Genomic DNA, 12,261 nt, shown 5'->3' on the forward strand with positions numbered 1-12,261 from the left:
GATCAAAAAAGCCTGTCGGCACAAAACCGGCAGGCTTTTAAAGGTGATGTAATCGTTTATCCCTGTGCAGGCTGACGTTTATTATACAGGAACATAAACAGGGATGCTCCAATGATAAATACATAACCCACAAAGCTCAGTACATCCGGGATCTCACCAAAGAACAGGAATCCCAGGATAGCAGCGAAGATGATCTGGCTGTAATCGTAGATCGAGATCTCCCGTGCCGGTGCACATTTATAGGCAGCAGTAATGGAGAACTGTCCACAGGCGGCTCCCAGCCCTGCACCAATCAGGATCAGAATCTGCTTTGGTGTAGGCATTACAAAGTGAGCGGCGATCCATGGGATTACAATCAATGTGGAAAAGGCAGAAAAGTAAAATACAATTACAGGACCTTTTACACCCTGCATTCCCATTTTACGCACCATCGTATAGGCCAGACCTGCACACAGACCGCCAAAGACACCCATCAGAGCTGGAAATACAGATACATTTGCGAGCCCTGGCTTTACAATGCACAGACATCCGAAGAATGCCAGGATCAGGCAGAGGATCTGCAGCGGTTTGATCTTTTCTTTTAAGATAAAATAAGAAAAGATCACGGCAAAAAACGGAGACAGTTTGTTTAAAATATTTGCATTGGCCAGCAGAAGATGGTCAATAGCATAAAAGTTACAGAGAATGCCGGTGGTTCCGAACGCACAGCGAATAAATAAAGGAAAGCGGCATTCTTTTTTTATAGTAAGGGGAACTTTGTTACGAATCAGGACACCGGCGGCAAAGATCGCAGCTACCAGGTTACGGAAAAAGCTCTTTTCCACAGAAGGCAGATCGCCCGACAGGCGTACAAAGAAGCTCATAAATCCGAAGCCAACAGCGGCCAGAAGGATGAACAGAATACCTTTTACATAATTGTTATTGCTTGTTTCAGACATTTTAACACACACTTTCTAATAAAATTTTGCTCGATAACCAGTATACTACTGATTTTTGATAAAAGTCAATGAAACAGATCATTTACCGGATATCTTGTATTTTACAGCAGAATTTGTTAATATGAGTGGGGGCAAAAGACCCTGCAGAGCAATTAGCTCTGATTATAAAAAAGAGAGGAGATCGTTGTTATGAAAACGAAGTTTGGTATCAAAGAAGTCGTAGCGACCGGTATTGGAACTGCGCTGTTTGTTGTATTGACCACAGTTCAGATTCCACTGGGATTTATTCCGAACACTGCACTGCAGCCAAGAGCAGCACTGCTGGCATTTTTTGCAGCTGTATTCGGACCGGTAGTTGGCGGTATTATGGGGCTGTTGGGACATGCTCTTGGTGATGCGCTGTTTTATGGAAGCGTATGGTGGAGCTGGGTATTTCCGGATGCACTGTTTGGTGTCGTAATCGGTGCTTTTGCAGTACATTTTTCTATCAAAGAAGGTGGATTTGCCAAAAAAGAAGCGATTCGTTTCAATGTGATTCAGGTAATTGCCAATGCACTTGTATGGATCGTAGTAGCACCGCTGCTGGATATTTTAATCTATGCAGAACCGGCCAATAAGGTATTTACACAGGGATTTTTTGCATTCCTTGGTAACATTATTGTAGTAGGCATCCTTGGAACACTTCTGGCACTTGGTTATGCCAAAGTTGGTGGTAAGTCTTCCAGCCTGTCAAAAGAAGATTAGGAATAAACACATATGGAACCGATTATAGAATTTAAGGATTATTCATTTAAATATCGTGCCCAGAAAGAACCGACCCTGAAGAACATTAATCTGAAGATTTATCCAGGGGAAAAGGTACTGATCGTTGGCCCGTCAGGTTCCGGTAAATCGACACTGGCCCATTGTCTCAATGGGCTGGTGCCTTTTTCGTATCCGGGAGAATGCAGCGGGTCTCTGAAGATCAAAGGAAAAGATCCGAGAGAAGAAGGCATTTTCGGCATGTCGAAGCTGGTGGGAACGGTATTGCAGGATACGGACGGACAGTTTATCGGGCTGACCGTTGCAGAAGATATTGCCTTTGCATTAGAAAATGAGTGTACTTCACAGAAAGAAATGCATCAGAGTGTGGAAAAGACTGCGCAAGAACTGGATTTGGAAGATTTGCTGGATCATGCACCAGGAGAACTTTCCGGAGGGCAGAAGCAGAGAGTGTCTATGGCAGGGGTCATGATTGACCGGGTAGAGATCCTGTTGTTTGATGAGCCGTTGGCGAATCTGGATCCGGCCAGTGGAAAAAGAACCATTGATTTGATTGACCGGATTCAAAAAAATGATCATACAACAATTGTGATTATTGAGCATCGTCTGGAAGATGTGCTTTATCGGGATGTAGATCGTATTATTGTGATTGGAGATGGAAAAATAGCAGCGGATATGACGCCGGATGCTCTGCTTACCACGTCTGTTCTGGAAGCGGAAGGAATCCGTGAACCATTGTATCTGACTGCATGTAAATATATGAATATACCGGTGCTGGAGGAGCGTAAGCCACAGCATGTGGAGACCTTTGACCTGACTGGTATGGAAGGAAAAGCACAGAAATGGTATCAGGAAGCACCGGTGCAGTCACGTCATCAGGAAGGCGAAACACTGCTGGAGCTTCAACAGGTAGGTTTTGGTTATCTGCCAGGACAACAGGTACTTCAGAATATCAGTTTTCAGGTGAAAAAAGGCGAGATGTTGAGCATCGTTGGAAAGAACGGAGCGGGCAAGTCTACGATGTCAAGCCTGATCTGTGGTTTCCTGACACCGACAGAAGGACATATGATCTATCGTGGTCAGGATATGAAGAACTGGAGCATCAAAGAACGGGGAGAGAAGATTGGGTTTGTGATGCAGAGCCCGAATCAGATGATCTCGAAACCAATGATTTTTGATGAAGTGGCATTAGGTCTGGTCATTCGTCAGATCCCGGAAGCGGAGATCAAAGAGCGGGTAAATCAGGTATTGAAGATCTGCGGACTCTATGAGATGCGGAACTGGCCAGTCTCAGCATTAAGTTTTGGTCAGAAAAAGCGTGTGACCATTGCATCTATTCTGGTAATGGAGCCTGAGATGATGATTCTGGATGAACCGACAGCCGGGCAGGATTACCGGCATTATACAGAGATTATGGAATTCCTGAAGAGGCTGAATCAGGAAGCGGGGATTACCATTATGATGATTACCCATGATATGCATCTGATGCTGGAGTATACTGACCGTGCCATAGTACTGGCAGATGGGCAGATCCTGGCAGACGATACGCCGGCAGCGATCCTTACCAATGAGGAACTGGCGCAAAAGGCGAATCTGAAAAAGACTTCGCTGTACGATCTGGCAGTAAAATGTGGAATTACAGATGTTTCTGGTTTTGTAGAGCGATTTATCCAGTATGAGAGAAAGGAGAGAAGAGATGTCCACAATTCTGAAGTATGAACAAAAAGATACCTGGATTGACGAACTGACCGGTGTCACGAAGTTGCTGTTCTTTCTTCTCTGGTCGGTAGTCAGTATGATTACTTATGATACCAGGGTATTACTGGTAATGCTGGTACTCAGTGTGATCATCTTCCGAATGTCCAGAATCAGTTGGAAGCAGGTAGGGACAGTGTTTAAATTCATCCTTCTGTTTCTGTGTCTGAACCTGGTGATGGTATTCTTTTTCTCGCCTTTTCAGGGATGTAAGATCTATGGAAGCAGAACAGAACTGGGACATTTATTTGGGTCCTATTACATGACAAAAGAGCAGTTGTTCTATGAATTCAATATCATGATCAAGTATTTCACTGTGGCTCCGGCAGTGCTGATGTTCATCTGCACAACAAATCCGAGTGAATTTGCAGCTTCACTGAACCGCATTGGAATACCGTATCATGTGGGCTATTCTGTTGCGATTGCGCTCCGCTACATTCCGGATGTGCAGGAAGATTTTACACGGATAAAAAACGCCCAGGCAGCCAGAGGAATTGAGATGTCTTCTAAAGCATCCCTGTTTTCGCGAATCAAAAACACAGCGACCATTTTGCTGCCATTGATCTTCACTGGTATGGAGCGAATCGATACCATCAGCAATGCAATGGAACTGAGGAGATTTGGATTGCATAAAAAAAGAACCTGGTATTCCGGAAGACCACTGAAGACAGCCGATTATGCGGTTATGATCTTTTTAGTGGTGTTCAGTGTGGGAGCACTGATACTTACCTTCCAGAATGGAAGCAGGTTCTATAATCCATTCTAAGCCGATGGGGACGGTGTTTTCTGGCTCTTAAGAGCCAGAAAACACCGTCCCCAATGGTTTACACTTTCACTTCAAAATCTTTGTGACATTTTGGACAGTTAGTGATATGTTTTCCTTTTACTTTTGGAAGACGAATCGTTGTATGGCAGTACGGGCACTTGCGGTATACGTGAGTGTTGCGGTCCTGCCATTTTCTTTTCTGAAGACGGAAAAAGCGGGCAGCTTTATTGTACTGGTCCATGTAATAATTATTTTCTTTCTGTCTGGCTTCAAAGTTCCTGGACAGACAGCGATACAGGAAAAAGATCACAACGATCAGTCCCAGTGTGTAGAAAATACTGCTGCGTGTCACCAGGTTCAGTACGAAAAAGGCAAGATAGACAACAAATAATGCCTGACCAAGCTGATCCATGCCGTAACGCCCTTGAAGAAAGCGATTCAAAGTATCTTTTAATTTATTCATGATATAACGAATCCTCCTTACAAATATTCTTCCGGATCAATCTGAGCCGGATTACCCATTGCAGATTCCCCGACACTGGAATGTGAGGAATTATTATTTGGTACATTATAATAATAGCTGTTGTTTGGTGTGGTATTGTAGTAGCTTCCATAATTGCGGAAACCACAGCAGCCACCGCCACCACACAGCATACAGAACAGATTGATCACAATATAATACCAGCAGCAGCTGTGCGTGGTATGGAAGGTTCCACCAAAGTTCTGACTTTGTTCTGTAAAGACCCGTCCACCAGACTGTATCTGATTCAGCAGCTGACGGTATTGGGTATTGTTCGGTTCCATCTGAACAGCTGTTTTGATGTGAGACAAAGCTGTGACCTGATTGCCATTGTTGTAGTTGGCAATCGCACTTAAAAAATACCACTCAGCAGTTCTGTTGGAAATGGTACTTAGCACATGCAGCGCTTCGTCATAACAGTGATTGCGGATATAGTGGCGAACCGTATCAAATGGAGAAGGCTGACCGGAATTGTTGTTTTGCTGCTGCGACCAGTCGCCAAATCCACCAAAGGCTTCCCAGAAACTGCCAAATGGGTCGTCACCATAAGATCCACTGCCATAGGAACCGCCCTGATAGGAACCGCCTCCATAGGAGCGGCCACCGTAGGAAGAACTTCCACCATAAGAAGAACTGCTTCCGTAGGAAGAACTGTTCCCGTAAGAGGAACTTCCAGCTGTTCCATTTTTTATCTGATTATAAGCGGCATTGATTTCACTCATTTTTTTAGCAGCTTCTTCATCACCTGGATTCAGATCCGGATGATATTTCTTTGCCAGCTTACGATATGCTTTTGTGACTTCCTCTTCAGAGGCACCACGCGGTACGCCAAGTACCTCATAAGGATCCTGTGTCATTTTTTCTTTACACCCCTCTTTTTGTATAACTCGTACTTAATGAGAACTCCGGAAAACAGGATGTTCTCGATAATGGCACGGTCTTTTTGGAAATTCAGAGCCTGATAAGATGATACAACATCAGACATCAACATATGCAGTATATCATCAAATTCTGTTTTTTGACAGATCACAAGTGGATTATAGCTCTGTTTTTTTAAATCTTTTTTCAAATCCATGCAGGCATCCAGGATATAGATGTATTTTCCCAGCGCTTTGCCGAAGGTGCGGAGACGCACGTTCAGGGAATCTTCAAAAGGCACGAAGAGTTCTCCCATCAGATCGCCGAAGCAGTTGGCAGGGATATCTGGGATCAGTATGTTATCTTTTTCAATTTTGGAAAGTTCCTTCAGTTTTTGCTGAATCATCTGACACTGTCTTGGGTGGGCAGCCTCAGCCTTTTTGCATTCTTTTTCAAAAAGACGGGCTTCTCCCAGTGCTAACAGATTCTTATCGTCATTCCAGTCATCTAACATATTATAGTAGGACAGCACCACATTCATGTCTGCAGCATAGTCCAGGATCTCACTTTTCAGATATTGCTGCTTTTTGAATGGATGAATACGGCATTTCTGATCTTTCAAAGCCTCGGGAGCATCATATACAGCGGACAGAAACAGGGCAAGAAAGGTCATATCATAGGTCAGTGTCATTCGGCAGAGAGCGTTGTGCCGATCCCCCAGCGCTCTGCACAGACCACAGTAATAGGATTGATAACGATATCGGTCTTCAGGAATGAGTTGCTCCATATTTGCTAATATATATCCGAACATAAGAAATACTTACTCCTTCTTTTTTCGCCATGGCCGTTTTTTCTGTCCTGCGGCTTCACGACGCTTCTGATCTTCTTCTTCATACATCCTGGCCTCATATACGGCGCGGTCGATCTCTTCCTTGCTCAGATTGGAAGAAGCGGTAATGGTGATCTCCTGACTCTTTCCAGTTCCCAGATCCCTCGCAGATACATTGACAATTCCGTTGGCATCAATGGCAAAGGTAACCTCAATCTGTGGGACACCTCGCATAGCTCGTTTAATGTCCTTTAAATGAAATTCACCGATTAGTTTATTGTCTCTGGTCATCTGGCGTTCGCCCTGAAATACCTTGATATCTACCGTAGTCTGGAAGCTGGCTGCGGTGGTATAGATCTGACTTTTGGTAATCGGGATGGTGGTATTACGGTCAATAATTTTGGAATAGACGCCACCTACGGTCTCAATACCAAGAGAAAGCGGAGTCACATCCAGAAGCAGAAGCCCGGTCACTTCACCTGCCAGAACACCGCCCTGAAGGGAAGCTCCCATTGCGACACATTCGTCTGGGTTAATCCCCTTAAATGGCTCCTTTCCCATGAATTTGCGAATGGATTCCTGAACAGCCGGAATACGGCTTGATCCACCCACCAGAAGTACTTTGGAAATATCTGCGGGGGTCAGTCCAGCATCGCCTATTGCCTGGCGAACAGGATCCATGGTCTGGGCCACCAGATGAGAAGTCAGATAGTCAAACAGTCCGCGGGTCATAGAACTTTCATAATGAACAGGACCGTTTTTAGTCTGGGTCAGAAATGGTAGATTGACGGTAGTTTCTGTCATGGAACTCAGGTCAATCTTTGCAGTCTCTGCAGCCTCTTTTAACCTGGACAGAACTGCAATATCTTTTCGAACATCACATTTGTATTCTTTTTTAATCTCGGAGACAAAATGATCCACCAGTGCCTGGTCAAAATCATCGCCGCCCAGGTGGTTGTTACCGGCGGTGGCCAGCACTTCGATGACACCGCTGTTGATATCCAGGATGGAGACATCAAAGGTTCCGCCACCCAGGTCGAAGACCATGATCTTCTGCGGCGCTTCTTTGTCAATGCCATAAGCCAGAGCAGCAGCAGTAGGTTCGTTGATGATACGCTGTACGTTCAGTCCTGCGATGGTGCCTGCATCTTTGGTAGCCTGGCGCTGTGCATCTGTAAAATAAGCAGGTACCGTAATCACAGCATCCGTGACTTCTTCCCCGAGATAATCACAGGCATCGTTCTTCAGCTGCTGAAGAATCATGGCTGAGATCTCCTGAGGAGAATAGGATTTCCCATCAATGGTTACATGATAATCAGTGCCCATATGGCGCTTGATAGAACTGATCGTGCGATCTGGATTTACGACAGCCTGACGTTTGGCTGCCTGGCCAATCAGACGTTCTCCTGTTTTTGTAAAAGCGACAACAGAAGGTGTGGTTCTGTTGCCGCTTTCGTTAGGGATAATGACACTTTCTCCGCCTTCCATTACGGCTACGCAGGAGTTGGTAGTGCCTAAATCGATTCCAATAAGTTTTGACATATTCACGTTTCTCCTAAAATCTATTTAAGAATGTTTCTGGCATTTATAGTAACGTGAAATGCGGTAAAAAGTCAATATCAGGGCATAAACTGCCCATGAAATAAAAAGAAAAAAATTATAAAATATATTTTTGGGTAATACGCTGCATCTCTTCCCATTTTTCTTCCATGTCTGCTACCAGCTTGAACTGTGTACGGGCACGATCCAGATTATGGGTAGGATAATCTGTCTTGAAATAAACATCGCCGGAAAGATAATCCGTCAGGAAACGCATGCCACATTCGTAGGTCATCACCTTGGCACCCAGAGGGAGGCAGGCGATTTCTTCTTTTGTGAGAATTCCTTCGCAGCCTTCAACGAAGCCTTTTGTGTAGACATCAAATAGTCCCAGATCACAGGATATTTTGGAGAGATCTTTCTCATCCTCCGCACCGGTGCTGGCACCAAAACGGATGGAATCACCAAAGTCATTTACAGCAAGTCCTGGCATGACCGTATCCAGATCAATCACGCATAGCCCTTTTTTAGTAGTTTCGTCAATCAGGACATTATTAGACTTTGTATCATTGTGTGTAACACGAAGTGGAAGTGTACCATTTTCCAGAAGATCACCAAGCACACAGGCTACATCATAACGGCTTTTCACGAACTGGATTTCTTCTGCAACACCAGAAGCGCGCTGACATACATCCTTTTTCACGGCCTCTTCAAAGGTGGCAAAACGGGATCTGGTATCATGAAAACCGACAATAGTCTCATGAAGACTGTCAGCCGGGAAAGCAGCCAGCATTTTCTGAAAATGGCCGAAGGCAACAGCACTTTCGTAAAAATCTTCCGGGCCACTGAGTTCTTCCAGAGCATAGGCATGTTCAATAAAATGATAAGCTCGCCAGTATTCACCGTAGCTGTCTACAAAATATGGTTCACCGGTTCTGGCATGTACGAAGTCCAGTGTCTCTCTCTGTGGATCACCTCCCTGTTCCAGAATCTGTTCTTTTAAATAGTCTGTCACATGGAGAATATTTTCCATCAGTGCAATCGGATCCGTAAAAACTGTGCGGTTCATATGTTGAAGAGAATAACGACGAATCTGACCATCTTCTTCAAATTCCATGATAAAAGTATCATTAATGTGGCCATTCCCACATGGACGGCAGTCCAGAAAACATCCAGGGATATCAAATCCCGAGATGGCTTCCTGTCTTCCTGCGGCTAAGGTTTCCTGGTTCATTTACTGCTCCTCCCAGAGTTTCTGAGGATATAGGCCGGAATCTTTCAGCGACTGGATAGCTTTTACTACAAATGCTTTATCTTCTTTGTAGGTGACACCATACCATTTATCATCCGTTTTTAATACCTGAACGGTGGCTTTCCCTTCCTGAATCAGGTCATCCACTGCAAATGGAAGGAAATATTCACATTTCAGAGGATTTTTATCCAGGTTTGCTTTTAAGAATTCAGGAAATCCTTTTTTCAGCTCTTCCATAAGACTCTTCTGGAAGCCCCACATATTCATAGATACAATGCTGCCGGCCGGAATCTCATTCCAGGTAGCACCGTCATCTTCGGTATAGGCTGTGATATCGCCACGTTTTTCGATATGTGTACGCTCATGAATGGTCTGAAGAACGCCGTCCTTGTCTGTGACGCAGACACCTCTGGCCACATGGCCATTTTCTGTCAGCGTATTTTCCAGAATATATCCTACCATAGCGTAACGGTAAGTGGAATCATCCGGGTGAGAAGTCAGATAATCGTAGATCAGCTGATAAGCTTTGCTTCCATAATAGTCATCGGCATTGATAACAGCAAAAGGACCATCTATATATGGAAGTGCACAAAGTACGGCATGGGCAGTACCAAATGGTTTTACACGCCCTTCCGGAACGGTAAATCCTTCCGGAAGTTCCAGATTCTGATAGACATATTCAACTTCTACTAATTTGGAAATGCGGTCACCGATACGGGATTTGAAATCTGCCTCGATCTCTTTTTTGATGATAAAGATCACCTTCCGGAATCCTGCGCGGACTGCATCGTAAATGGAAAAATCCATAATAATATGACCCTGTTCATCTACAGGATCGATTTGTTTTAATCCACCGTAACGACTGCCCATACCGGCAGCCATAATGATTAATGTAGGTTTGTTCATAATAATCTCCTTTATATTCTGCAGAAGTCTGTCTGCAGAGTCTTTTTTATTCTAACACTGTAACGGTTATTTGTCTAGAAAAGAGAAAACAGAAAAAGTGAACCACAGGACGTTGGATGACCAGCTGGTTCACTTTTGTATAATCTTTATTTGTGAATATAGTTCTGAACGATTGCCTGCATCTGCGACCATTTGGATTCCATATCAGCCACCAGCTTAAACTGAGTGCGGGCACGATCCAGATTATGTTCAGGACGGTGAATCTTAAAATACGTATCACCTGAGAGATAATCTGTCAGAAAACGCATACCACATTCATAAGTCATAACCTTGGCACCAAGTGGAAGAGCAGCAATCTCATCGTCAGTCAGACGTCCATCGCAGCCTTCCAGAAATCCTCTGACGTAGGCTTCATATAATTCCATACTACAGCTGACTTTGGAAAGATCTGTTTCATCTTCCGCAGCAGTACTGGCACCAAAGCGGATAGAATCACCGAAATCATTCACTGACAGACCTGGCATCACCGTATCCAGATCAATGACACACAGACCCTTTCCGGTTGCTTCATCAATCAGAACATTGTTAGACTTTGTGTCATTATGGGTGACACGAAGCGGAAGCCGTCCCTGACTTTGAAGATCACACAGAGCACATGCTACATCGAAACGGGTTTTGACAAACTGGATCTCTTCCCGCACGCTTGCCACACGATGGCAGACGTCTTCGGCCACAGCCTTTTCAAAGGCTCCAAAGCGAACTGCGGTGTTGTGAAAGTTTGGAATGGTCTCATGCAGGGTATCAGCTGGAAAATCTGCCAGCATCTGCTGAAAGCGTCCAAAGGAGAGAGCACTCTGATAAAAGTCTTCCGTTTTTTTTACCTGATCCAGCGCATACACCTGATCAATATAATGATAAGCACGCCAGTATTCTCCAAATCCGTCTATAAAATATGGATTACCGTTGGAAGTAAAGACAAAATCCAGGGTCTCGCGGCGGGGATTGCCGCCAGCCGCAGCAATCTTTTTTTTCAGAAAGCTGGTTACTCCGATGATATTTTCCATCAGGGCTTCCGGATCGGTAAAAATGGTTTTGTTCATATGCTGCAGGATGTAAGGAACATCTGTGTCATCCTGCTGATAAGTCAGCAGGTAAGTGTCGTTGATATGACCGTTTCCGTAAGGAACACAGTCTTTGTAAGTGCCTTCAATCGCAAAGCCGTAGCAGGCCTGGGATAATCCGGCAGTTGTTTTATGATCCATAAAGGACTCCTTTCTCCCGGAAGGTGCTTAACCTTTGACACCACCGGATGTAAGGCCGCCGACCAGATTCTTTTCGATACCGATGAACAGTACTACGACCGGAACGATGGCATACAGAGAAGCTGCGAACAGATACTGCCATTCAATCATGTTGTAACCGTTGAAGATATTAATACCAACGGTCAGTGGCTTGAAGGTATCTGTGGAGATCAGGGTCAGTGCTACTGTGTATTCATTCCAGGCATTGATAAATACGAAAATCAGTGCCGTTACGATACCAGGTGCTGCAACTGGAAGCAGGATCTTGATCAGAGCCTGAACACGGTTGCATCCATCGATGGTAGCTGCCTGTTCCATTTCAGAGGAGATACTCATAAAAGTACCACGCAGCAGCCAGATCGCAAATGCCTGGTTAAATGCGGCATTGATAAAGATCAATCCTACGATACTGTTGGTCAGATGCAGCGACATCATGACTTTGTAGATTCCGATCAGAAGAACAACCGGCGCGAACATCTGGGAGACAATAACGAATCCCAGAAAAGCAGTCTGGCCTTTGAACTTCATTCTGGACAATGCGTATGCAGCAGGAATACCACAGAGCATGGCCAGAAGAGTGGAACCGCCGGCAATCAGAATAGAATTCAGCATATAACTGCTCATCGGCGCTTTGGACCAGACATCGGTCAGGTTGGACCAGATGGCATGAATCGGAAAGACAGTGCCAGAAGTAGAGAAAATTTCGGCACGACTCTTCAATGCAGTACAGATAGTAACAAAATACGGATATAAGGTAATCAGACAGATGATGATGACAACCAGATATAAAAATACCCGTGATATGATTTTTTTGTTGGATTTTGTACTTTCCATA

At 44.6% G+C, this 12,261-nt stretch carries 11 protein-coding genes and 1 pseudogene; 3 read left to right on the top strand and 9 right to left on the bottom strand.

Translation table 11 applies throughout. The annotated features are described in order from the left end of the window. Positions 1-56 precede the first annotated feature (56 nt). On the bottom strand, positions 57-938 hold the full coding sequence (locus OCV47_RS04785) for a DMT family transporter (protein ID WP_262654133.1): 882 nt from the start codon (positions 936-938) through the stop codon (positions 57-59). Between the two features lie 189 nt (positions 939-1,127). Here OCV47_RS04785 and OCV47_RS04790 point away from each other — a divergent pair, with 189 nt between their 5' ends. The 3 genes from OCV47_RS04790 to OCV47_RS04800 are packed head-to-tail and all read left to right on the top strand — an operon-like array spanning position 1,128 to position 4,221. Further along, the gene (locus tag OCV47_RS04790; protein ID WP_262654134.1) at positions 1,128-1,682 is read left to right on the top strand and encodes an ECF-type riboflavin transporter substrate-binding protein; all 555 of its coding nucleotides are present in this window, start codon (positions 1,128-1,130) and stop codon (positions 1,680-1,682) included. A gap of 12 nt (positions 1,683-1,694) precedes the next feature. Continuing rightward, a complete protein-coding gene (locus OCV47_RS04795) occupies positions 1,695-3,419 on the top strand; it encodes an ABC transporter ATP-binding protein (RefSeq protein WP_262654136.1) in 1,725 nt (574 codons plus the stop codon). After that, positions 3,397-4,221 carry an energy-coupling factor transporter transmembrane component T family protein gene (locus tag OCV47_RS04800; RefSeq protein WP_262654138.1) on the top strand — a complete coding sequence of 275 codons (825 nt, stop codon included), beginning with the start codon at positions 3,397-3,399 and terminating at the stop codon, positions 4,219-4,221. The genes OCV47_RS04795 and OCV47_RS04800 overlap by 23 nt, the downstream gene beginning before the upstream one ends. A gap of 58 nt (positions 4,222-4,279) precedes the next feature. On the opposite strand, the gene OCV47_RS04805 is transcribed toward OCV47_RS04800, so the two are convergent. The 8 genes and pseudogenes from OCV47_RS04805 to OCV47_RS04840 form a co-directional block, all read right to left on the bottom strand. Continuing rightward, positions 4,280-4,684: a hypothetical protein gene (locus tag OCV47_RS04805; RefSeq protein WP_256300116.1), complete on the bottom strand. Its 405-nt coding sequence runs from the start codon at positions 4,682-4,684 to the stop codon at positions 4,280-4,282. Between the two features lie 17 nt (positions 4,685-4,701). Next, complete coding sequence (locus OCV47_RS04810) at positions 4,702-5,598, bottom strand: DnaJ domain-containing protein (RefSeq protein WP_117449199.1); 897 nt, start codon at positions 5,596-5,598, stop codon at positions 4,702-4,704. Next, positions 5,595-6,410: a DUF5685 family protein gene (locus OCV47_RS04815; protein WP_256300118.1), complete on the bottom strand. Its 816-nt coding sequence runs from the start codon at positions 6,408-6,410 to the stop codon at positions 5,595-5,597. Before OCV47_RS04815 ends, OCV47_RS04810 begins: the two co-directional genes overlap by 4 nt. Before the next feature lie 51 nt (positions 6,411-6,461). Continuing rightward, positions 6,462-7,970 (bottom strand): annotated as a pseudogene (dnaK, locus tag OCV47_RS04820) (molecular chaperone DnaK); the annotation flags it as partial. A 115-nt stretch (positions 7,971-8,085) separates the two neighbouring features. Beyond that, the gene (locus OCV47_RS04825; RefSeq protein ID WP_262654140.1) at positions 8,086-9,201 is read right to left on the bottom strand and encodes a phosphotransferase enzyme family protein; all 1,116 of its coding nucleotides are present in this window, start codon (positions 9,199-9,201) and stop codon (positions 8,086-8,088) included. Further along, positions 9,202-10,125, bottom strand: a complete 924-nt coding sequence (locus OCV47_RS04830) for a nucleotidyltransferase family protein (RefSeq protein ID WP_262654141.1) — start codon at positions 10,123-10,125, stop codon at positions 9,202-9,204. It abuts the gene before it with no gap. A gap of 146 nt (positions 10,126-10,271) precedes the next feature. After that, positions 10,272-11,387, bottom strand: a complete 1,116-nt coding sequence (locus OCV47_RS04835; protein WP_262654142.1) for a phosphotransferase enzyme family protein — start codon at positions 11,385-11,387, stop codon at positions 10,272-10,274. A gap of 27 nt (positions 11,388-11,414) precedes the next feature. After that, complete coding sequence (locus OCV47_RS04840) at positions 11,415-12,260, bottom strand: carbohydrate ABC transporter permease (RefSeq protein WP_117449194.1); 846 nt, start codon at positions 12,258-12,260, stop codon at positions 11,415-11,417. Position 12,261: the final 1 nt, after the last annotated feature.

This window comes from Muricoprocola aceti, from assembly GCF_025567005.1.
Classification (GTDB): domain Bacteria; phylum Bacillota; class Clostridia; order Lachnospirales; family Lachnospiraceae; genus Marvinbryantia; species Marvinbryantia aceti.